Annotated in this window: 20 protein-coding genes; 6 read left to right on the top strand and 14 right to left on the bottom strand. The window is 74.4% G+C overall.

The window, feature by feature from the left end; translation table 11 throughout:
* Positions 1–60 precede the first annotated feature (60 nt).
* The gene (locus ACQP12_RS00335; RefSeq protein WP_433284132.1) at positions 61–663 is read left to right on the top strand and encodes a hypothetical protein; all 603 of its coding nucleotides are present in this window, start codon (positions 61–63) and stop codon (positions 661–663) included.
* Here ACQP12_RS00335 and ACQP12_RS00330 read toward each other — a convergent pair.
* The 3 genes from ACQP12_RS00330 to ACQP12_RS00320 form a co-directional block, all read right to left on the bottom strand.
* Positions 631–1,029, bottom strand: a complete 399-nt coding sequence (locus tag ACQP12_RS00330) for a hypothetical protein (RefSeq protein ID WP_433284130.1) — start codon at positions 1,027–1,029, stop codon at positions 631–633. The genes ACQP12_RS00335 and ACQP12_RS00330 overlap by 33 nt on opposite strands.
* A 155-nt stretch (positions 1,030–1,184) precedes the next feature.
* Positions 1,185–1,406 carry a DUF397 domain-containing protein gene (locus tag ACQP12_RS00325; RefSeq protein WP_357944026.1) on the bottom strand — a complete coding sequence of 74 codons (222 nt, stop codon included), beginning with the start codon at positions 1,404–1,406 and terminating at the stop codon, positions 1,185–1,187.
* The gene (locus ACQP12_RS00320; protein ID WP_189197556.1) at positions 1,376–2,257 is read right to left on the bottom strand and encodes a helix-turn-helix domain-containing protein; all 882 of its coding nucleotides are present in this window, start codon (positions 2,255–2,257) and stop codon (positions 1,376–1,378) included. The genes ACQP12_RS00325 and ACQP12_RS00320 overlap by 31 nt, the downstream gene beginning before the upstream one ends.
* A gap of 629 nt (positions 2,258–2,886) precedes the next feature.
* Between ACQP12_RS00320 and ACQP12_RS00315 the strand changes: the two genes are divergently transcribed.
* A complete protein-coding gene (locus ACQP12_RS00315) occupies positions 2,887–3,174 on the top strand; it encodes a hypothetical protein (protein ID WP_433284127.1) in 288 nt (95 codons plus the stop codon).
* Positions 3,175–3,272: 98 nt separating this feature from the next.
* Complete coding sequence (locus tag ACQP12_RS00310; RefSeq protein ID WP_433284125.1) at positions 3,273–3,722, top strand: hypothetical protein; 450 nt, start codon at positions 3,273–3,275, stop codon at positions 3,720–3,722.
* A 4-nt stretch (positions 3,723–3,726) separates the two neighbouring features.
* On the opposite strand, the gene ACQP12_RS00305 is transcribed toward ACQP12_RS00310, so the two are convergent.
* A complete protein-coding gene (locus tag ACQP12_RS00305) occupies positions 3,727–4,740 on the bottom strand; it encodes a PASTA domain-containing protein (protein WP_433284123.1) in 1,014 nt (337 codons plus the stop codon).
* A 101-nt stretch (positions 4,741–4,841) separates the two neighbouring features.
* Positions 4,842–5,531, bottom strand: a complete 690-nt coding sequence (locus ACQP12_RS00300; RefSeq protein WP_433284121.1) for a PASTA domain-containing protein — start codon at positions 5,529–5,531, stop codon at positions 4,842–4,844.
* A 116-nt stretch (positions 5,532–5,647) separates the two neighbouring features.
* On the opposite strand from ACQP12_RS00300, the gene ACQP12_RS00295 reads away from it, so the two are divergent.
* Positions 5,648–7,096 (top strand): hypothetical protein, encoded by a 1,449-nt coding sequence (locus ACQP12_RS00295; RefSeq protein WP_433284119.1) that lies wholly within the window; start codon positions 5,648–5,650, stop codon positions 7,094–7,096.
* A 25-nt stretch (positions 7,097–7,121) separates the two neighbouring features.
* Here the strand turns inward: ACQP12_RS00295 and ACQP12_RS00290 are convergent, their stop codons facing one another.
* Positions 7,122–8,600 (bottom strand): glutamate--cysteine ligase, encoded by a 1,479-nt coding sequence (locus tag ACQP12_RS00290; protein ID WP_357944037.1) that lies wholly within the window; start codon positions 8,598–8,600, stop codon positions 7,122–7,124.
* A gap of 254 nt (positions 8,601–8,854) precedes the next feature.
* Entirely contained in the window at positions 8,855–9,436 is a 582-nt protein-coding gene (locus ACQP12_RS00285) for a YceI family protein (protein ID WP_357944039.1), read from the bottom strand.
* A 101-nt stretch (positions 9,437–9,537) separates the two neighbouring features.
* On the opposite strand from ACQP12_RS00285, the gene ACQP12_RS00280 reads away from it, so the two are divergent.
* Positions 9,538–10,041, top strand: coding sequence for a MarR family winged helix-turn-helix transcriptional regulator (locus ACQP12_RS00280; protein ID WP_357944041.1), 504 nt, complete (start codon positions 9,538–9,540; stop codon positions 10,039–10,041).
* A 229-nt stretch (positions 10,042–10,270) separates the two neighbouring features.
* Here the strand turns inward: ACQP12_RS00280 and ACQP12_RS00275 are convergent, their stop codons facing one another.
* The 6 genes from ACQP12_RS00275 to ACQP12_RS00250 all read right to left on the bottom strand — a co-directional run bounded on the left by ACQP12_RS00275 (position 10,271) and on the right by ACQP12_RS00250 (position 19,219).
* Positions 10,271–12,916, bottom strand: a complete 2,646-nt coding sequence (locus tag ACQP12_RS00275) for an ATP-binding protein (RefSeq protein WP_433284116.1) — start codon at positions 12,914–12,916, stop codon at positions 10,271–10,273.
* Between the two features lie 124 nt (positions 12,917–13,040).
* The gene (locus ACQP12_RS00270; protein ID WP_357944045.1) at positions 13,041–14,189 is read right to left on the bottom strand and encodes an acyl-CoA dehydrogenase family protein; all 1,149 of its coding nucleotides are present in this window, start codon (positions 14,187–14,189) and stop codon (positions 13,041–13,043) included.
* An 82-nt stretch (positions 14,190–14,271) separates the two neighbouring features.
* On the bottom strand, positions 14,272–15,804 hold the full coding sequence (locus tag ACQP12_RS00265) for an acyl-CoA carboxylase subunit beta (RefSeq protein ID WP_357944047.1): 1,533 nt from the start codon (positions 15,802–15,804) through the stop codon (positions 14,272–14,274).
* Positions 15,805–16,087: 283 nt separating this feature from the next.
* The gene (locus tag ACQP12_RS00260) at positions 16,088–17,008 is read right to left on the bottom strand and encodes a hydroxymethylglutaryl-CoA lyase (RefSeq protein WP_433284114.1); all 921 of its coding nucleotides are present in this window, start codon (positions 17,006–17,008) and stop codon (positions 16,088–16,090) included.
* Between the two features lie 150 nt (positions 17,009–17,158).
* Complete coding sequence (locus ACQP12_RS00255; RefSeq protein ID WP_433284112.1) at positions 17,159–18,496, bottom strand: acetyl-CoA carboxylase biotin carboxylase subunit; 1,338 nt, start codon at positions 18,494–18,496, stop codon at positions 17,159–17,161.
* A gap of 96 nt (positions 18,497–18,592) precedes the next feature.
* Positions 18,593–19,219, bottom strand: a complete 627-nt coding sequence (locus tag ACQP12_RS00250; RefSeq protein WP_357944053.1) for a TetR/AcrR family transcriptional regulator — start codon at positions 19,217–19,219, stop codon at positions 18,593–18,595.
* Between the two features lie 113 nt (positions 19,220–19,332).
* Between ACQP12_RS00250 and ACQP12_RS00245 the strand changes: the two genes are divergently transcribed.
* On the top strand, positions 19,333–20,532 hold the full coding sequence (locus ACQP12_RS00245; protein WP_433284110.1) for an MFS transporter: 1,200 nt from the start codon (positions 19,333–19,335) through the stop codon (positions 20,530–20,532).
* Between the two features lie 6 nt (positions 20,533–20,538).
* Here ACQP12_RS00245 and ACQP12_RS00240 read toward each other — a convergent pair whose 3' ends face one another.
* On the bottom strand, positions 20,539–21,699 hold the full coding sequence (locus tag ACQP12_RS00240) for an FAD-dependent monooxygenase (RefSeq protein ID WP_433284108.1): 1,161 nt from the start codon (positions 21,697–21,699) through the stop codon (positions 20,539–20,541).
* Positions 21,700–21,747 lie beyond the last annotated feature (48 nt).

Genomic DNA, 21,747 nt, shown 5'->3' with positions numbered 1-21,747 from the left:
GGGAGGAACCGGGGTGCCGCCCCGGATTCGGTGGACGTCGATCCGGGCCAGGCTGGCAGCATGGACGAGCCTCTCACCGTGCTGCTTCCCGTCGCCGCCGTCTGGCTGGCCGCCGGCGTGGTGGCGGACGGGCTGCCCCGGCTGGACCGCGCCCGCGCGCTGCGACGGCGTACCGGATGGTTGTCCGCCCTGGTCCTCACCGGCCTGGCGCTGACCGCGGCCGTGCTGGCGGTGGGTCTGCAGAGCGCTGGCACGACGGCGCTCGACCGGGCCGCCGCCGGGCTCACCGTCGCGGCCGCCCCGGCGCTGGTCGTCGCGGTCTGCACGGTCCGCCGGGTCCGGTGGCTCCGGGCCGGCGCGGGCGCGTTCGCCGCCGCGCCGGACACCCCGGCCCCGCACGGGCTGCGGGCCGCCGCGGCGCATCCGCTGATCGGGCTGCCGCTCCAGGTGACCGCGCTGGCGGCGCTCGGCGCGGTGCTGCCGGCCGCGGGCGTCGACCTGTTCGCGGGGCCGGCCGTCGCCGGGCCCGCCATCACCGTCGCGGTGCTCGGTGTGATCGCGATCGGGGTACGCCACGCCCTGCGGCACAACCGCCTCGCCGAACGGGCGCTGCCGCCGGCGGCCGCGGCGTCAGCGCGGGCGGGCCGTCCCCTGCACGTATAGCAGCTCCAGGATCGCCCGGGTCGCCTCGAACCAGCGGTCCAGCCAGCCCGGCGGGGGCACGCTGCCCTTCGGCGGCAACTCCATCAGCAGCCCGCGCAGCAGCGGATGGTCCACGAGGGACTCCTGGTGCTCCATCGGCCAGCCGGTCGGCGGGAAGGACGGCTCGGTGAGCGGGTTCGGGTCGAGCGACGGCAGCGAGAGCGGCGGGCCGGACTGTTCCGGTGCGGCGGCTTCCCGGCCGATCTCGGCGTCGCCCGAGCCCACCTCGGTGAGGACGCTGTCCCGGCGCGCCCCGCGGTACTTGCCACCGAACCGCTCGGGCTTGCCCGGGCCGTTGGTCAGATTCTCTGAACCGATCGTCGTCATCCGTCTCGCCTGCCTCGCTCGGTTGCCGATCTGTGCGGTTCAACGAGGCGGAACGGAACTGGCGACGGGTGCCCGCGACCGGCCGGGCGCAGACGAAATGGTCCCGCCCGGCGACGCTGCCGGGCGGGACCAGCTTCTGGGGACGGGTCGCCGGATCAGTGCCCGGTGAACGCACCGCCCCTGGCGCCGGCGACGAAGGCGTGCCAGTCACCCGGGGCGAAGACCAGGGCCGGGCCCGTTCTGTCCTTCGAGTCCCGGACGCCGACCGCCCCGGTCACATACGCGACCTCCACGCAGTTGTCACAGTTCGGCCCGCTCTTCGAGCTCTTGAACCACGTCGCCTGCGTCAGGTCCACGGGGAACTCCTTGGTCGCCATTTCCACAACGGCTCCTCTGCCAGTTTTGCGATGTGTGCGATGGATTCCTCCGGGCGAATGGCCGCTGCTCGAATGTGATCGAAGATGAAGCTGTACTTCTGTAGCTCGTCGCTCTTCTCGAGGAAGAGCCCACCCGTGGCGTTCTCCGCGTACACGACATCGGGATCACTCGGTTCGGGGAAGCTGAGGATCGTGAAGGTCCCGTCCATGCCGGCGTGCGCGCCCACCTCGAAGGGCAGGACCTGCAACGTCACGTTCGGCAGTTCGGCCACCTCCACCAGCCGTTTGAGCTGGCCACGCATCACCGCGTCGCCGCCAACCGGCCGGCTCAGCACCGCCTCATCGAGCACCACCCACAGATCGACCGGATCGTCCTGGGTCAACAACGACTGGCGGCCCAGTCGGACACGCACCCGCTGTTCGACCTGTTCGGCGGTGAAGTCGGGCCGAGCGGCCCGGATCATCGCCCCCGCGTACTCCTCGGTCTCCAACAGGCCCGGCACGACCTGTTGTTCGTACGCCCGGATCGAGCTGGCCGCCGCCTCCAGTCCCACGTACGCCCCGACCAGCACCGTGCTGTACGGATGCCACCAGCCCTTCTGCCGGGCCTCACGGGCGATCTGCACCAGCTCGTCGCTCTCGGCGCCGACCACCCCGTAGATGCGGAGCATGTCCCGCACGTCCCGGGGTGTCGCGGTGGTGTGACCGGTCTCGATACGGGAGATCTTGGAGGCCGAGCACTCCAACTGCTCGGCGACCGTCTCGATGGTGATGCCGGCGGCTTCTCGCTGCCGCCGGAGTTCCGCCCCCAGGCGTCGACGCCGGATGGTCGGACTGCGCCGCTCGCTCACGACGTCACCCCACGGGTCGATGGACGGGGATTCCCACTCCTCGCGCGCACCCGGCTACCTCCGGTCGGTCGCGCCCGGTTTCACACCCGCCGGGGGCGCGACCGGCTTACGGCGGGCGAGCGTTCGCGGCAGGGGTTGGTGCCGGTCGTCGACCGGCCGCGTCGGGCGAAACCGGCGTCCAGTGTGCCGTCCCGAGACCTGAGGCTTCAAGCGTCCCGTTCACGTGTCCTGCTCGCGTATCGGCAAAAGTCGACGTGCAACTTGCATGAAGCACGTCGCTGATGCACTCTGTCGGTATGGCACGGGTTACTCACCGTCTTCGCATGATCTCCGGGCGTGGTCGCACCACGGGCCGCGGGACGGCGGGAGGGGAGCCGTCCCGCGCCCTGCGACCTGCCCCGGGATGAAGACCCCGCCGCTGCACGCCAGTTTGGCTGTGGCGGCGGGAGCGGTAACCGGGAGCAGCCGGGTGATGGTCGGGTGGCGGTCCGCCACCGTGGGTACGGCCCGACCAGCACCGACCCACTGATCAGCCGGTCCACGAGGTAGATCCCCCGTCGCCGGACCGACCCGTCCCCCGATCAGCCTCGCCGGCCCGCCCGCCGGCCGATCCTTTCCCAGGAGCCCATGTGCTTCCCCGCTCCGGTGACGTACTGCACGTGACGCGCGCGGCGAGTGTCCAGTTCCTCCGACCGATCATGTTCCGGGTGATCCGGGTGCTCGACTGGCCGACCTATGACGGTTGGCTCTGGCTCGACGGCTACGAGTTGAACGCGGCGGGGGACGCGGTCAACCGGCGGTCGATCTTCGTACAGCAGGAAGGGCTGGGGCACCTGCAGGCCGCGCCGGCCCCGCGTCCACACACCGTCCGGACGGCCCGCCGTCCGGCGGCCCGGACCCCGGTCCGGGTCGGCTGACCTCACGAATCCCGGTCGGGGGGCGTACCGCCGCCATAGAATCGGTACGCCCACCCCGGCAACGCTCCACCCCGCGCGCTCCAGACCCTGAACCTGGGATGGTCATGGTCAATCTGCCCGCCGCGCGGCGGCACCACCGGTCCCGCATCGGCTACGCCCTCGGGCTCCTCGCCTTCCTCGGCGCCGCGACCGCACTCGCGCTCGTGGTCCGCCACCCCGCCTTCTCCGCGACCCAGGAGTTGACGGAGCCGGTCCCGGCTCCGGAGATCACCGTGGCCGGGGAGGGCAACCGGCCGGCCGCCGACCCGGAGGACGACGAGCCCGACTGGGTCGATCCACCGGTGGCCGGCGCGCGGGGCGGGGACCTCGTCGCGCCGTCCGGCCCCGACCAGGCCGGGGGCGGGGCCGGGGCCGGGGAGGCCGCGCTCGCCGAGCGCCCGTCGGCCGCCACCGAACTCAGCCGGTCGCTGTTCTACTCCGGCCTGCTCGGCCTCGCCATCTCGCTGGCCGGGCTGGGCCTGGTCGGCACCCGGCGCCGACAGTGGTGAACGCTCAGGGCGTGGTGGTGGCCGTGGGCGAGGGCGTCGAGGTGGTCGGGGCCGTCGTCGGGTCCGCGGCGCGGGCCACCACGAGGCTGACCCGGTCCCCCTCGGCGACCGGCTCACCGGCCCCCGGGTTGGTGTCGATCACCGTCCCGGCCGGTCGGTCCGACGTCCGGTACCGCACCCGGTAGTCCACGCCCAGTTGGTCGAGGGCCGCCCGGGCCGCGGACTCCGGCAGCCCCACCAGCGGCGGCATCGGCACCTCGGCGGCCGCCGTGGTGGTCGGCGGGCTGCTCGGCGGTGAGCTGCTCGGATCGGCCGTGCTCGGCGTCGCGCTGGTCTGTGGAGCGGTGGTCGGCACGGCCGACGGCGACAGGCCCGGCTCGGCGTCGCGGTCCGCCGCACGGAGCGCCAGCCAGACGCCCAGGCCGATCAACGCGATCAGCAGCAGCGCGAGGACGCCCAGCAGGATCGGCATCCACCAGCGGCGGCCCGCCTGCTCCTCCGTGTACCACTCGTTGCCGGCCTCCGGGTATCCGGCCGGCCGCGGTGGCGGCACTCCGGCGCGCCCGGACCAGGCGGGGCTGACCGGCTCCTGGCGGGTCGTGGCGTCGACCGGCCGCCGCGCTCCGGCCCCGCCGTCCCCGCGGGGCATCGGGCGGGTCGCGTCCGCGTCCCCGCCGCCGGACGGGCCTCGCGGCATGGCCCGGGTCGCATCCTCACCGCCGGACCCTTCGGGCGGCATCGCGCGGGTCGCGTCGGCATCCCCGCTCCCGGACGGGTTCGACGGCATCGCGCGGGTCGCGTCGGCGTCCTCGCCCCGGGACGGTTCACGCGGCATCGCGCGGGTGGCGTCGGCGTCCTCGCCCGGGGACGGTTCACGCGGCATCGCGCGGGTCGCGTCGGCGTCCTGCGGCGGGGTGGGACGGTCGGGCGGCGTGGCGCGGGTGGCGTCCGGGTCTGGAGGCAGGGCCCTGGTGGCGTCCGGGTCCTCGGCGGGCGGCTCCTGGCGGTCGTCGCTCATCGCACGTCCTTTCCCCACCGGGACAGGGCGGCCTGGCCCTCCGCCGTCCACGGTAGCCGTCCGCCCGACCATCGGCAGGCATCAGCGCGCCGGGCCGCCCGTCACGGCGCGGGAAGCAGGCTGGCGGTCGGCGCGGTGGAGGGCTCCTCGCCGCAGGTGAGGACGACCGGGTCGTTCCACCGGGCCGCGCCGCCGGGGACCGGGTCCTGCGCGGTGACCGGACCCTTGCGTCCGGTGCGGTAGCGGGGGTACAGGCCGGCGGCCACCAGGTCGTCCGCCGCGTCGGCGCAGCCCTGGGCGAGCAGGTCGGGCACGGCGACCGTCGGCGCCGGGCCGGCGACCCAGAGGGTGACGGTGACGCCGCGCTTCACCGGCCTACCGGGTTCGGGCGAGGTGCGCTGGACGGTACGGCCGGAGCCGTTGCCGAACACCAGCCGCCAGCCGAGCCTGCGGTCCCGCAGTTCCTGTCGGGCCTGCTCGAAGTCGGTGCCCACCACCTGCGGCACGGTCAGGCCGGCGGGAGTGGTGGTGCGCGTACCGGTCGGCCGGTCGTCGGTGGGGCTCGGCGGCGCGGCGGTCGGCGTGGTGGTGTCGACCGCGGGTGTGGTGGGGCCGGCGGCCGGCGGTGGGGTCGGCGCGTCCGGCTCGCCGGCCAGGACCCAGCCGCCGCTCGCCCCGATCACCGCCAGCAGGACCGTCGCCAGGCCGCCACCGAGGAGCAGCCGGGTCCGGTCACGCCCCGGTTCGGCGCGCACTCCCGGCTGCCGGTCCGGGTACCCCTCGTCCGTCATTCGCGTCCCTCGCCTCAGTCACCGGCGACCGTATCCGGCGCCGCCAAACCCCTCGCGGCCGATCCGGCCTCCGCCAGCACTCGCCGCGTGGACCTTGGGACGCTACGCTCCCCGGCATGGCCAGACGGGGCTGGGGAGGATCGACCGCCGCCGCACTCGGCGTCGCCGCCGGTGCGGGCGCGGCGCAGCTCGGCTTCGGCTACGGGCTGGGCATCATCAACTGGGCGCCGGACGCCGCGGCCCGGGTCGACGCGGCCTGGGTGGCCAGCCTCGCCTGGGCGACCTGGATCTCCGCGACCTCGGTGATCGCCGGCGCGGTCTGTGCCCAGCGGTTGCGCGGCGCGGACGACGACGAGCCGGCGGGCACCCTGCCGCGCCTCGGCCTGGCGCTCGCCGCCGGGGTGGGCGCGGTGGTCACCGTGCTGCTGGTGGCCGTGCCGGCCCGGGCCGCCCGGGTGCCGGACACGTCCTCGCCGCAGGCCGTGGCCGCCGGGTACGCCGCCGCCGGACTGCTGCTCGGCGTGCTGCTCGCGACATGGGCGCTGCACACCCGCGCCGCCGCCACCAACCTCATCGCCACCACCGGCTGGCTCTGGCTGCTCGCCGTGGTGTCGGTGATCGACGGGGTGCTCTCCGGCCGTGGCCTGACCACCGCCCAGCTCGGCATCTGGCAGATCAGCGCGGACAGCGGCCGGTTCTGGATCCGCGACTACTTCTACTGGCCGGGCGCGCTGCTCTCGCTCGGTTCCGCCCTGGTGATCGGGGTGTTGGCCGCCCGGCGGGCGGTCCGCGCACCGGAGCGACGGGTCGGTGCGGCGGCCTCGGGGGCGGCCGGACCGCTGCTGGTCTCGCTGGCCTACCTGCTCGCCGTGCCGAGGCTCGCCGGGATCGCCGCCGAGCAGGTGTCGGCCCACCTCATCGCTCCGTACGCGGTGATCGCCGGGGTCGGCGGCTCGGCCCTGGTGGCCGCGCTGGCCCAGCGGGCCGCCCGCCGCGCCGCCGAGCACACCGGGCCCGCCGACGTGCGCCTGCCCCGCCAGCGCACCGGGGAGCCGGACGAGCTGACGGCCCCCGACGAGGAGCCGACCAGCGGATCCGCTGAGGACAAGCCCGCCGAGGCGAGGCCGGCACGCCGGCTCTTCGGGCGCCGCCCGGCCGGCACCACGCCGGATGGCGAACGCACGGCCGGCGGGGCGGAGCCGGCACCGGACCGGTCGACGGGCACGCTCAGTGGGCCGGGCACCGCAACGGGCGGGCTCGGCGACGCGACGGCGGTGGGGCAGCGGGATGCGACGGCACCCGCCAGCTCGCAGCGCGGATCCGCGCCGGCCGACGCACCGGACGATCCCACGAGGGGGGTGGCGGGTGGCCGACGTGGCCGGGCCGTGCCGCCCCAGCGGCGACCGGAGTCCGGGATCCGTACCGAGCCGGCCCGGGCCGGGGACGATTCGGCGACGACCGACCCCACGGCGGAGCCGCCGGGCGGAAGCGAGCCGGCCGGCGCACCGGAGGGCGGCGCGAGCGCGCCGACCACCGGACCGAAGGCCCGCCGCCGCAACCGCTGAGGCCGACCCGCCGGACCGGCGGCCGTCAGTCGACCGGCCAGGTGTGCACGGGTTCGTTGCCGCGTTGCAGCTCGGCGTAGCGCTGGACCATGTGGTGCAGCGCGGCCTTCCGGTCCATGCCCCGGTGGCGCTCGGCCGCCCACACCGTCTCGGTCTGCCAGACCGCGCCGTTGCGGCCGGTGCGGCAGCGTCCCTCGATCACCCCGAGGAGGCGGTCGCGCTCGGCCGGGGCGACGCCGAACCGGTCCAGCCCCTCGGCTGCGGTGGGCAGCAGCGTGTCGAGGACGAGCGTGGTGACCGGCACGTCGCCGAGCCCGGGCCAGTGCAGCACGGCGTCGATGCCGCGTCGGGCGGCGGCGTGGAAGTTCTCCTCGGCCGAGCTGAAGGTGAGCTGGCTCCAGATCGGCCGGTCCGCCTCGGCCAGGCCACGGGCCAATCCGAAGTAGAAGGCCGCGTTGGCGAGCATGTCCACCACGGTCGGCCCGGCCGGCAGCACCCGGTTCTCCACGCGCAGGTGTGGGCGGCCGTCCATGATGTCGTAGACCGGGCGGTTCCAGCGGTAGACGGTGCCGTTGTGCAGACGCAGCTCGCCGAGCTGGGGCACGCCGCCGGCGTGCAGCACCTCGACCGGGTCCTCGTCCTCGCAGATGGGCAGCAGCGGCGGGAAGTAGCGGACGTTCTCCTCGAACAGGTCGAAGATCGAGGTGATCCAGCGCTCGCCGAACCACACCCGGGGGCGTACGCCCTGGGCCTTCAGCTCGTCCGGGCGGGTGTCGGTGGCCTGCTCGAACAGGGCGATCCGGGTCTCCGCCCAGAGCTGCCGGCCGTAGAGGAACGGCGAGTTGGCGCCGATCGCCACCTGCACACCGGCGATGGCCTGGGACGCGTTCCAGTAGTCGGCGAAGCTGTCCGGCGCGACCTGGAGGTGGAACTGGAGGCTCGTGCAGGCGGCCTCGGGCGCGATCGAGTCGGTGTGCGTACGCAGCCGCTCGACGCCGCGGATGTCCAGCTCGATGTCCTCGCCGCGGGCACCGACGATCTGGTCGTTGAGCACCCGGTAGCGCTCGTCGGTGGAGAGGTTGTCGGCGACCAGGTGCCGCTCGGTGAGGGTGGGCAGGATGCCGACCATGACGATCTTCGCGTCGGACTTCGCGGCCCGCTCGTCGGCACGGCTCAGGCTGCTGCGCAGGTCGTGCGCGTAGTCGGCGAAGCCGGTCCCCTCGATCAGCCGGGGCGAGGCGTTCAGCTCCAGGTTGAACTGCCCCAGCTCGGTCTGGAAGAGCGGGTCGGCGATGTCGGCCAGGATCTGGTCGTTGCGCATGGCCGGTTCGGCGGCGGCGTCGACCAGGTTGAGCTCGATCTCCAGCCCGGTCATCGGCCGGTCGGCGTCGAAGCCGAAGTCGTCCAGCATAAGCGCGAAGACGTCCAGGCACCGCCGGACCTTCTGCCGGTAGCGGAACCGGTCCTCCCGGGAGAAGGCGCCCTGCTCGACGTCTCTGCCCATCTGTCCTCCCGGCGCCGGCGCCACGGAACCGTACGGTTCCGCAACGCATTGTGAACCATTCACGTTGAGTGCGTAAGTGCGCCCGGGGCCGCCGGATCGGTGGCTGGGCGCAGGTCTGCACTCCTACCCAGCCGGGGGCCGCGGCACCGCGACCAACCTGCGAACAACACGTGACAATTCGCACCCCCGGCGTACGACGAACGGGCCCGCGCCGTCGGGTGACGGCGCGGGCCCGTGGGGTCGTACGCGGAGGATCAGGCCTGGCGGACGGCCTCGCCCTCGATCTCGATCTTGATCTTCTTGCCGACCAGGACGCCGCCCGTCTCCAGGGCGACGTTCCACGTCAGGCCGAACTCCTCACGGTCGATCTCGGTGGACGCCGAGAAGCCGAAGATGTCCTGGCCGAAGGGGCTGCGGCCGACGCCCTCGAACTCGACGTCCAGGTCGACCGGACGGGTCACGCCCTTGATCGTGAGCTCACCGGAGAGGACGAACTCGTTGCCGTCGCGGGACTTCACGCCGGTGCTGCGGAACTCCAGGGTGGGGAACTGCTCGACGTCGAGGAACTCCGGGCTGCGCAGGTGCGCGTCGCGGTCGGCCTGGGCGGTGTTGATGCTGGCCGCCTGGATGGTGGCGGTCACCGACGACTGTGCGGGGTCCTCGGCCACGGTGATGGTGGCGGTGGCGTCGGCGAACTCACCGCGTACCTTGCTGACCATCATGTGCCGCGCGACGAACCCGACGCGCTTGTGAGCCGCGTCCAGCACGTAGGTGCCGGCGGTCGGGATGGTGAGACCCTCCCAGTCGCGGGTAACCGCTTCGGTGCTGCTGGTCATGGTGCTGTCCTCCAGGGGAGATTGTTTAGTAGCCCAACGACTGACTAAGCAACTATAGGCATAGCAATATTCCCCGTGTCAAGGACTGCTAGGATGGCAGCGTGGACCAGAACGTGTTCGACGATCCCCGGATCACCGCCATCGGCCTCCTCTTCGAGGCCAGCGCCGGGCTGTCGGCCCGGTTCGCCGCCCAGTTCGAGGAGCACGGCCTCTCCGCGGTCGAGTTCGAGGTGCTGATGCGGCTCACCCGGTCGCCCGGCCACCAGCTACGGATGACCGACCTCGCGGCGCAGACCTCCCTGTCCACCAGCGGGGTCACCCGCGTGGTCGACCGGATGGAGCGCGACGGCCTCCTCCGCCGCCGGGCCTGCCCGTCCGACCGGCGCAGCTCGTACGCGGTGGTCACCGCGGCCGGCCTGAGCCGACTGGACGACACCCTGCCCGGCCACCTGCGGATCATCGAGGAGTGGTTCACCGGCCAGCTCGCCCCGGCCCAACTGGACGCGCTCCTGGACGGCCTGCGCCGGGTCCGCGACGCGGTGCACCCGGGGGCGACCGCCGGCAGCACCGAGCCGGTGCCCGCCGGGCAGCCCGCCGACTGCTGATCGCCGGACGGCTCGGGCCCTACCCGCGGGTCACCGGCAGAAAGACCGGCAGAACCGCGGGGACACCGGTGCATACCGCCTCAATAACCCCTAAATCACCCACGCTGGCTGGATAGTCTTCCGGGCAGCGGGGGGGCACCGGGGGGTGCCGGCGCGAGCGATGAGCGAGGGGCAGCACCAGGGGGCTTTTTCGCTCGCGCCACCCCCGCGCCTTCTGCTCCCGCCCGGTTCAGTCGCCTCGGCCGGCGCGTTCCCGGCGGGCCACCAGCGCGTAGAGCAGCGCCTCCTCCCGCGGCAGCAGCCTGATCCCGGTCGCCCGGCAGGCCCGGTCCAACCGGTCCAGCACCGCCACCTCCCCGGTGCTCGCCGCCAGCCCCACCAGCGCCTCGACCAGATCGCGCCGCTCCCCGCCACCGCCCGCCGACTCGGCCGCCGCCGAGAACCACTCCACGGCCAGCTCCCGGTCCCCCCGGTGCAGCGCGAGATGACCCTCGATCAGCGCGCAGACCACCTCCTCCGGCGGGACGTCCCGGCGTTCCCCGGGCGGATCGAGGACCTCCAGGCCCGGCGGCCGGCGCTGTCCCGGCACCCGGCGCGCCGGCCGCAGCTCGGCCACCACCTCCAGCGCCTCCGCCGCCCGCCCGTCCAGGGCGAGCGCCAGCCCGACCGTGCCGAACACCTGGCGCCACCGCCCCGGCTCGCCCAACTCGACGAGCGCGCTCGCCACCCGCCGGCCCTGCTCCACCGCGTCGACGTACCGGCCCTCCAGCCGGGTCACCTCGGCCAGGTCGGCCCGGGCCAGCAGGCGGAGTCGCGGCTCGCCGCACTGGGTGGCCAGCCGGTCGACCGTGGCCAGCCGGCGCCGGGCGGCGGCCAGGTCCGCCGCGCGTACGTCGTGCCAGGTGAGGTGCTGGTGGGCGACGGCCGTCTCGCGAACCCGGCCGTGCCGGGTGGCCAGCTCCAGCGCCGCCTCGGCCTGCTCCCGGGCCTGCCCCTGGGTGCCGGCGGCGCTGAGCAGCGTGCAGAGCACCGACCGGGCCGACAGCTCCCCGGTCACGTCCCCGGCCGCCTGGAAGATCGCCAGCGCGTTCCGGGCCGCCGGCAGCTCCACGCCGCCGGCGCCGTGCTCGGCGGCCAGGCGGGCCGACCCGAGCAGCGCCCAGGCCCGCAGCACCGGCGACGCGTCCGCGGTACGCGGATCGGCCAGCAGCCGGCGCAGCCAGCGGCGACCGGAGACGTCCCGCCCGCGCAGCCGCCACCACCGGGGCAGTGCCGCCGCCAGGAGCAGCGCGGTCGCCGGATCGTCCTCGGCCGCGTGCGCCAGGGCGGCCGTGATGTCGCTGGTCGCCTCGTCGAGCAGGTGCACGGCGGCGGGCAGTTCGGCGCCGACCAGGCTCGGGGCGGTACGCCGTACCAGCCCGGCGACGACCACGGCGTGCCGGCGGCGGATCCCGGTCAGTTCCCCCTCGACGGCGGCCTGCTCGGTGGCGAAGTCGCGGACCGCGTCCAGGAGCCGGAACCGGAACCGGCCGGTGCCCCGGACGCTGAGCAGCCCGAGCTCCCGCAGCCGGTCCAGCAGGGGAACGGCGTCCCGCCGCTCCCCGCCGTCGGCCAGCAGGTCCTCGGCCAGCTCCACCGACCAGCGGTTGCGGAAGGCGGAGAGCCGGCGCAGCGCCGCCCGTTCGGCGGGTGCGAGCAGGTGGTAGCTGGTCGCCACCGCCTCGCGCAGGGTCACCGTGCCGGCGGCGGGGTCGGCGGCCTCCCAGCCGGGGCGGACGCCCGCCAGGTCGAGGACCCGGTCACCGTAGCGGTCGAGCAGCTCGGTGACGTCGAGGATCCGGCCGCGCGCGGCCATCAGCTCGATGGCCAGCGGCAGCCCGCCGAGGCGGCGCACCAGCGCGGCGAGCGCCGGCAGCTCGGCCCGGGTGGGCGGCTCCCGGCGCGCCTGGGCGAGCCGGGCGATGAACAGGGTCGCCGCGGGCCAGCGGGCCAGCTCCGCCACATCGGCCGGCTCCTGGCCGAACGGCGGCACGTCGAGCGGCGCGACCGGCCGGACCAGCTCGCCGGGAAGCCCCACCGGACGCCGGCCGGTGACCAGCACCCGCAGCGTCGGCGCCGCCGCGACCAGGGCGCGCAGGGCCTCGGCCACCGGGCCGGGCGCCCGTTCCACCGCGTCCACCAGCAGCAGCGCGGACCGGCCGCCGAGCCGGCAGGGAAGGTCGGCCAACCGGCTGACGCCGAGCACCGCGACCGAGGCGGCGAGCACGTCGGCGGCGTCGGAGCCCTCGCCGACCAGCACCCCGGTCACGCCGGCCGGATGGTCGGCCGCCGCCGCGTACGCGACGCTGAGGGCGAGCGCGGTCTTGCCCACACCGGCCAGCCCGACCAGGCTCACCACCGGATGCTCGGAGAGCAGGGCGGCCACCTCGTCGACGTCCCGGTCCCGGCCGAGCAGCGGGACCGGCTGGGGCAGCGCGATGGGCGTACCCGAATCGGTGGTGGCGGAGCCGGTGACCGGGAGGTGGCGCGCGGCCGGGCGCGGCGCGGTGGTGGCATCGGGCAGGTGGGGCGCCACGGCGTCGGAATCACCGGCCGGCAGGTGGGGCGCGGCGGTCTGCGCCGGGCGCGCGGCGGCGAGGAACGCCTGCCGGGCCGGACCGGTCAGGCCCAGGGCGTCCGCCAGCAGGTCGACGGTGGTGCGCTGGGGCCGGGTGGCCCGGCCCCGCTCCAGGTCACGGACCGTCCGCACGCCGACGCCGGCCCGGGTCGCCAGCTCGGCCTGGGTGAGGCCGGCGGCGAGCCGATGCCCGCGCAACAGGTCGGGCAGCGGGACACGACCGCCCGGGCTCCGCGAACGATCATGATCGGGAGTCATGGGCACGAAGAGTACGGATCGGGTCGGACGCTCCACAGCCCATCGTCGGGCAGCCGACCGTCCACTGCCGATATCCGACAGACGGTGGACCCGCCCGGGCCCGACCGGCCCGGACGGGCGCCGCTCACATGCCGAGATCGCGGGCGATGATCATGCGCTGCACCTCGCTGGTGCCCTCGCCGATCTCCAGGATCTTGGAGTCACGCCAGAAGCGGGCCACCGGGTACTCGTTCATGAAGCCGTAGCCGCCATGGATCTGGGTGGCCTCGCGGGCGTTGTCCACCGCGATGGTGCTGGCGTGCAGCTTGGCGATGGCCGCCTGCCGCTTGAACGGCTCGCCGGCCAGCATCCGGGCGGCCGCGTCGTAGTAGGCGAGCCGCGCGGTGTGCGCCTTCATCTCCATGTCGGCGATCTTGAACTGGATCGCCTGGTACGCGCCGATCGGCTGGCCGAACGCCTCACGCTCCTTCGCGTACCGGATCGACTCGTCGACGCAGCCCTGAGCGAGGCCGACGGCCAGGGCCGCGATGGCGATGCGCCCCTCGTCGAGGATGCGCAGGAACTGGGCGAAGCCCCGGCCGCGCTCACCGAGCAGGTTCGCCGCCGGCACCCGGCAGTCGTCGAAGGTCAGCTCGTGGGTGTCGGAGGCGGTCCAGCCGACCTTGGAGTAGCCGGGCGCCACGGTGAAGCCCGGCGTGCCGGACGGGACGATGATGGTCGACAGCTCCTTCGAGCCGTCCGGCCTGATGCCGGTGACCGCGGTGACCGTGACCAGCGCCGTGATGTCGGTGCCGGAGTTCGTGATGAACGCCTTCGAGCCGTTGATCACCCACTCGTCGCCGTCCAGGACCGCCCTCGTCTGCGTGCCCCCCGCGTCCGAGCCGGTGCCCGGCTCGGTGAGCCCGAAGCCCGCGAGGGCCTCGCCGCTGAGCAGCTTCGGCAGCCACCGGGCCTTCTGCTCGTCGGTGCCGAACCGGTGGATCGGCATCGCGCCGAGCGAGACCGCCGCCTCCAGGGTGATGGCCACGCTGGAGTCGACCCGGGCCAGCTCCTCCAGGGCCAGGCAGAGCGCGAAGTAGTCGCCGCCCATGCCGCCGTGCTCCTCGGGGAAGGGCAGGCCGAACAGGCCCATCTTGCCCATCTGGCGGATGATCTCGTACGGGAAGGTGTGCTGCTCGTAGTGCTCGGCGATGGCCGGGGCGACCACCTCGCGGGCGAAGTCCCGCACGCTCTCCCGCAGCGCCTCTTGTTCCTCGCTGAGCCGGAAGTCCATCTGATCCTCCTGATGGGATGCCTCTGTGGACGGGCCGCCGAGCGCTCGTGGCGCCGGGTCGGGTGGTGCGGGTCCGGGTGGGTCAGACCGGGGTGACGCCGTGCCGGCGCTTCGCGAAGTGCCGCTCCTTGCCGCGCGCGGCGGCGAACCGGCGGACCAGTTCGGCGCGCAGCTCGTGCGGCTCGACGACGGCGTCCACCACCAGCTCACTGGCGAGCCGGACGATGTCGATGTCGCGCTCGTACTCCTCGCGCTTCGCGGCGACGAACGCGGCCCGCTCGGCCTCGTCCTCGATCGCGGCGATCTTGTTGGCGTAGACGGCGTTGACCGCGGCCTCCGCCCCCATCACCGCGATCTTCGCGGTGGGCAGCGCGATCGTCGCGTCCGGCTCGAAACCGGGGCCGGCCATCGCGTAGAGGCCGGCGCCGTAGGCCTTGCGGACCACCACACAGATCTTGGGTACGGTCGCCTCGGAGATCGCGGTGATCATCTTGGCGCCGTGCCGGATGATGCCCTGCTTCTCCACCGCGCTGCCGACCATGAACCCGGGCACGTCGGACAGGAACAGCAGCGGCACGTTGAACGCGTCGCAGAGCTGCACGAACCGGGTCGCCTTGTCGGCCGAGTCGACGAAGAGCACGCCGCCCTTGAACATCGAGTTGTTGCCGACCACGCCGACGACCTCGCCGTTCAGCCGGCCGAAGCCGATGGTCAGCTCCTTGGCCCAGAGCGCCTGGATCTCGAAGAAGCTGCCCTCGTCGAGCAGGCCCTTCACGTACCGGCGCATGTCGAACGCCTGCCGCTCGCTGGCCGGGACCAGCGCGGCCAGGTCGGCCTTCTCCGGCGCGTCCACGGCCTCGGCGGCCGGCGGCTCCTGCTGCCAGTTCGACGGCAGGTAGGAGAGGTAGGTCCGCACCACGTCGAGCGCGTCGTTCTCGGTCTTGCAGAGGAAGTGGCCCACGCCGGACTCGGCGCAGTGCACCTTGGCCCCGCCCATCGCCTCCAGCGTGGTCTTCTCGCCGGTGACCATCTCGACCATCCGGTCCGAGCCGAGGTACATGCTGGCGTTGCCGTCGACCATGGCCACCACGTCGCAGAACGCCGGGATGTAGGCCCCACCCGCCGCGCTCGGGCCGAACAGGGCGCAGACCTGCGGGATGGCGCCGGACGCGCGGACCTGGTTCCAAAAGATCTTGCCGGCACCCCGCCGGCCGGGGAAGAGGTCGACCTGGTCGGTGATCCGGGCGCCGGCCGAGTCGACCAGGTAGACCATCGGGACGCTTGTCGAGTAGGCCCGCTCGATGATCCGGATGATCTTCTCGACGGTCCGGGCGCCCCAGCTGCCGGCCTTCACCGTGGAGTCGTTCGCCATGAGGCAGACCGGCCGGCCGTCGATGGTGGCCGTGCCCGTGACGACGCCGTCGGCGGGCAGGCCCTCGGCCATCGCGTTGGCGTAGAGCCCGTCCTCGACGAAGGACCCCTCGTCGACCAGGTACGCGACCCGCTCGCGGGCGAAGAGCTTGCCCTTCGCGGCGTTCGCCGCGTGGTACTTGTCCGCACCGCCGGCCCGGGCGCGCTTGCGCAGCTGCTCCAGAGCCTCACCGTCGAGCGTCACGCCGACTCCCATTGCCACCGGCCGCCTCGTGAGCGCACCGACCGACCTGAACGATCGTTAGGCTAGCGCATTCCCGCCCCTCCGGCGACCTACCCGCGGCCGCACCCTGCCGCCCTGGTCCACGGCCCCGCCCCGCCGGCCCCGCCCGCCGCCCCGCCCGCCACCCCGGTGATCATGAAGTTATTGCCCTCCGCCGTGGCGTGTCGTGGCAATAACTTCATGATCAACGCTCCTGGCCGGGACGGGTGGCCGGTGGGGGGCGGGGCGGAGGGTCGGGGGGTGATCAGGAGGGGATTGGGGTCAGGCGGGTGCGGGGGCCGGCGCGGAGGACGCCGGACGGGAGCTTCTTGCCGACCAGGTGCTCGGCCAGCTCGGCCGCCTCGATGAGGGCGGCCAGGTCGATGCCGGTGTCGATGCCCATGTCGTGCAGCATGTGCACGGCCTCCTCGGTGGCCAGGTTGCCGCTGGCGCCCGGGGCGTACGGGCAGCCGCCGAGGCCACCCACGCTGGCGTCGAACTCGGTGATGCCCAGCTCCATGGCGGTGAGCATGTTGGCCAGGGCGGTGCCCCGGGTGTTGTGGAAGTGCAGGAGCACCGGCACGTGGGCGTTGCGGTCGCGGACCGCGGTGACCAGTTCGCGGACCCGCCGGGGCGTACCCATGCCGGTCGTGTCGCCGAAGGCAACCCGGTCGGCGCCGTCCCGGACGACCCGGTCGACGATGCCGGCCACCCGCTTCGGGTCGACGTCACCCTCGTACGGGCAGCCGAAGCTCGTCGCCACGATCACCTCGGCGGTCGCGCCCGCGCCGTGCAGCAGGTCGATCAGCTCGGCGATGTCGTCGAGCGACTCCTCGGTGGACCGGTTGACGTTGCGCCGGTTGTGGGTGTCGCTGGCCGAGACCACCACCTCGATCTCGGTGAAGCCGGCGACGAGGGCACGCTGCGCGCCGCGGGTGTTCGGCACGAGCGCGGAATAGCGCACCCCGTCGGCCTTCGCGGCCCGCTGCCACACCTCGTCGGCGTCGGCCATCTGCGGGATCGCCTTCGGGTGCACGAACGAGACGGCCTCGATCCGCCGCACGCCGGTGCCGGAGAGCGCGTCGAGCAGCCGCACCTTGGCGTCGGTGGGGATCGGCTCCTCGTTCTGGAGCCCGTCCCGCGGCCCGACCTCCCGGATGGAGACGAAGTCCGGCAGTTCCGCCATAAGGGGTCACCTCACTGTGACGGTGTTACGTGATGGGTCGAAGTCCAGCATCCCACCCGGCCGGCCCCCGCCGGTGACCATGAAGTTAGCGCCAAATTCTGCCCGATTTGTCGCCGCTAACTTCATGATCAACCCAGCAGGGGTGGGGGGTCAGCGCATGCGGGAGACGATGCCGGTGTCGTAGTCGCCCGACAGGAACTCCGGGTTCTCCAGCAGCTCGGCGAAGAACGGGAGGTTGTTCTTCGGGCCGGCGATCTCGAACTGGGCCACTGCCGCCCTCGCCCGCGCGACCGCCTCGTCCCGGGTCGCGCCACTGACGATCAGCTTGGCCATCAGGCTGTCGTAGAACGGGGTGACCGTGTTGCCGGCGACGTAGCCGGAGTCGACGCGTACGCCCTCGCCGGCGGGCTCGTTCCAGGTGCTGATCGCGCCCGGGCCGGGCAGGAAGCGCTTCGGGTCCTCGGCGTTGATCCGCAGCTCGATGGCGTGCCCGCGCGGCGCGAGCGCGTCCGGGTCGAAGGTCGGTGCCAGGCCGGCCGCCACCCGCAACTGCTCCTCGACCAGGTCGACGCCGTAGACGTACTCGGTGACCGGGTGCTCGACCTGCAGCCGCGTGTTCATCTCCAGGAAGAAGAACTCACCGGTGGCGGGATCGAGGAGGCACTCCACGGTGCCCGCGTTGCGGTAGCTGACCGCCTCGCCCGCCCGCACGGCCGCCGCGAGGATCCGCTCACGCAGCTCGGGCGAGACCGCCGGGGACGGGGACTCCTCGACCAGCTTCTGGTTGCGCCGCTGCACCGAGCACTCGCGCTCGCCGAGGGCCACCACCCGGCCGTCGGCCAGGCCGAGGATCTGCACCTCGACGTGGCGTACCCGGGGGAAGTACCGCTCGATCAGCACCGAGCCGTCGCCGAACATCCGCTCGGCGAACGAGCGGACCTTGTCGTACTCGGTGCGCAGCCCGGCCTCGTCGGTCGCCACGCCCATGCCCATGCCGCCGCCACCGGCCGCGGCCTTGACCATCACCGGGTAGCCGATCTCCGCGGCAGCGCTGACCGCCGCGGCCAGGTCGGCCGCCGGCTCGGTGGTACCCGGCGCGACCGGAACTCCGGCCGCCGCCATCAGGTTCCGGGCGTTGATCTTGTCGCCCATCGCGGTGATCGCGTCCGCGCCGGGCCCGACCCAGATCAGGCCGCCGGCCTCGACGGTACGGGCGAAGTCCGCGTTCTCCGACAGGAAGCCGTAGCCGGGGTGGATGGCCTGGGCGCCGGTGTCCCGCGCGGCGGCGAGGATCGCCTCGACGTTGCGGTAGCTGAGCGCGGGATTGGCCGCGCCGACGCACACCGCCTCGTCGGCCTCGGTCACGAAGGGCAGCCCGGCGTCGGCCTCCGAGTGCACCGCGATCGCGCGGATCCCGAGCTTCCTCGTGGTGCGGATGATCCGGCGCGCGATCTCGCCACGGTTGGCCACCAACAGCGATTCGAACAAGGAAGGGTCCCTTCTTGACGCCTCTTGCATAGCAGGGGCCCCTTCATAACACGCGGACGGCGCGCGTACTTAACGGACGTTAAGGCGCGTCGGGCGTCAGGCCGGGTCCGTGGGGGCGAGGAGCGCGGCCAGCGTCGCACCGCGCAGCAGCTCGGCCCGGCGGCGGCGGTCCACCTCCCCGCCGAGGAACGGGGTGGAGTTCATGAGGCCGAACGCGGCGTGCGCGAGCACCCGCGCCTCGCCGTCCGGCAGCCCCGGGTGCAGGGCGGTCAGCACGACGACCCACTCCTCGACGTACATCCGCTGGAGCCGGCGGATCCGGCGGCGCGGCTCGTCCGGGAGGCGGTCCAGCTCGTGCAGGTGCAGGGCGATCACCGCCGGGTTGGCCAGCGCGAAGTCGACGTGGAAGTCGATCAGCGACTCCAGCGTGCCGCGCGGGTCGTCGGGGTGGTTGGCGGCCCGTTCCTTCCCACCGGCGAGCAGCCCCTCGCTGACCGGGATCAGCGCGGCGACCAGCATCGCCTCCTTGCCGGCGAAGTGGTGGTAGAGCGCCGGGCCGGTGACACCGGCGGCGGCGCCGATGTCGTCCATCGACACACCGTGGTAGCCGCGCGCCGCGAAGAGCCCGACCGCGATCTCCAGGATCTCGTCGCGCCGGGACCGGCGCCGGCCCGCACCCGTCGCGCCGTTCGCCGCGCCCCGCGCCTGCTGTTCCACCGCCACCGGGCCAGCCTAGTCCGCGCGCCCAAGCTGGTGGAGCCTCGGTTACCCGTCGGTCGCCTCACACCCGCCACCGCTTGACCCTCGACCCGGTTCAGGCCGCAGGGTCCCTCGGCATGACCGCTACCGCCACCGCGCTCGGCCGGGACTACCGGCTGCTCTGGTCCGCCGCCGTCTCGTCCCGGTTCGGCGACGCCCTGCGTACGCCGGCTCTGGCCCTGCTGGCTGCCGCGCTCACCCGCGACCCCCGGGCGATCGCCGCGGTGACCGTGGCGGGGCAGCTCCCGCCGCTGCTGTTCGGGCTGCTCGGCGGCGCGTACGCCGACCGGTGGGACCGGCGCCGCACGATGGCGGCGGTGGACGGGGCCCGGGCCGTGGTGGTGGCCGCGCTGGCCGGGCTTGTCGCCTCCGGCCGGGCCGGGGTCGCCGCGCTGGCCGCCGCGGCGTTCCTGCTCGCCACCCTGGGCACGCTCTTCGACGCGTCCGCCTTCGCGCTGCTCCCGTCACTGGTGTCGCCGGCGGCGCTGCCCACCGCCAACGGCCGGCTCCAGGCCGGCACGGCGGTGGCCGGCGGGCTCCTCGGCACCCCGCTGGCCGGCGTCCTCTTCGCCCTGGCCGCGTCGCTCCCGTTCGCCGTGGACGCGCTCACCTTCGCCCTGGCCGCCGCCCTCGCCCTCGCCCTCCGCCCGCTGCCGGCGGCACCGCCCCGGCCGGCCGGGCCCGGCGTGTGGCAGGAGGCGTGGGCCGGCATGCGGTGGGTGCGCCGGGACCGGGTGCTGTGGGGGATCGCCGTCGCCTCGGCCGGGTCGAACCTGGCGATCAGCGGTCTGATGGCGGTCCTGGTGCTCTACGCCCTCGGGGCGCTGCGGGTGCCGGCGCAGGCGTACGGGCTGTTCGCGGCCGGGGTGGTGGTCGGTGGGCTGCTCGGGGCGCTGATCGCCGGGCGGGTGGCGACCCGGTTCGGCACGCTGCCCGCGCTGCGCGCCGTGCTGCTCGGGCAGACCGTGGCGCTGGCCGGGTTCGCCCTGGCCCGCAACCCGCTGACCGGAGGCGTGGCGCTGGCCGCGTTCGCGGCGGGCACCACGATCTGGAACAGCCTGTGGTCCGCGTACGGGCAGGGGCACGTGCCGCAGGACCTGCTCGGGCGGGTCGGCGCGGCGCAGCGCGTGGTCGGCCTGGCCGCCGCGCCGCTCGGAGCGGCGCTGGCCGGGTTCGCCGGCGAGGCGTACGGGGTGGGCCCGGTGGTCGGCGCGGCGGCGGTCGTGTTCGCCCTGGTCACGGCCGGCGCGTGGGGAACGCTGCGCGGGACCGCCTGAGCCGGGTCACCGGCCGGCCGGCTCGAAGCCGGCGAGCCGCACGGCGAGCCGCTGCCGGACCGGGTGCAGCCCGGAGGCGGCCCGGAGCAGCAGGTCGCGCAGCGGGCGGGCGGCCGGCGGGACGGCGGTGAGCCGGGTGAGCCCGGCGGCGAAGCCCAGCACCTCCTCGGCGAGCGGCCGGCGGGCGGCGGCGTACCCGTCGAGGAGCGTGTCGGGGCCCCCGGCGAGCACGGCGGCGAGGGTGTCGCCGAGGGCGATCGCGTCGCGCAGCCCGAGGTTCATCCCCTGCCCGCCGGCCGGGCTGTGCACGTGCGCCGCGTCCCCGGCGAGCAGCACCGGGCCGGACCGGTAGCTGCCGGCGATCCGGTGGTGGATCCGGAACCGGGAACTCCAGCACACGTCGGTGACCCGGTCCGGGCGCCGGGCCGGCCCCCGCTCGTCGAGCAGCGCCTGGAAGTGCCGCGCCCCCGGCTCGGGCGGCGCGTCGGCCACCGCGGCGACCAGCCGGACCAGTCCGCCGGGCAGCGGCGCCCAGACCAGTGGACCCTGCCGGGCCAGGAAGAGGTTGACCTGATCGCGGGGCAGCGTGCTGTCCACCCGGACGTCCGCGAGCAGGAACGACTCGCCGGGGTCGGCCGGCCCGCCGAAGTCGATGCCGGCCAGTTCGCGGACCGGGCTGCGCATGCCGTCGGCGCCGACCACCCACCGGGCCCGGACCGTCTCGCCGCCCGCGAACGTGGCGCCGGCGCCGGCGCCGTCGAGGTCGAGGTCGAGGCCGGTCAGCTCGTACGGCCGGAGCACCCGGCCGCCGAGGGCGGTGAGCCGGTCGGCGAGCACCGCCTCGGTCTCGGCCTGGGAGACGAGCAGCGCGTACGGGTAGCGGGACGGCAACCGGTCGAAGGGGACGGTGAGCAGCACCCGGTCGCGGTCGCGGACGGTGAACCGGGTCGACGGCAGCCCGCGGGCGGCCAGCGGGGCGGCGACGCCGATCCGGTCCAGCACCTCCAGGGTGCCGGCGTGCACCACGGCCGCCCGCGAGGTGACCGGCGGGGTGGCGAGCCGGTCCACCACGGTCGCGGTCACGCCGTGCCCGGCCAGGGTTGCGGCGACGGCCAGGCCGGTCGGCCCGGCCCCCACCACCAGGACGTCGGTGCGCTCGGGCAGCATGGCCCACCTCCAGGGTTGCCAACAACTGTTTGCCAACAGGTGTTGACA

Source organism: Micromonospora sp. CA-244673 (assembly GCF_050948395.1).
In the GTDB taxonomy this organism is placed as follows: Bacteria; Actinomycetota; Actinomycetes; order Mycobacteriales; family Micromonosporaceae; genus Micromonospora.
Note: the sequence above shows the minus strand (reverse complement) of the source record. Positions and strands in the feature narration are given on the sequence as shown.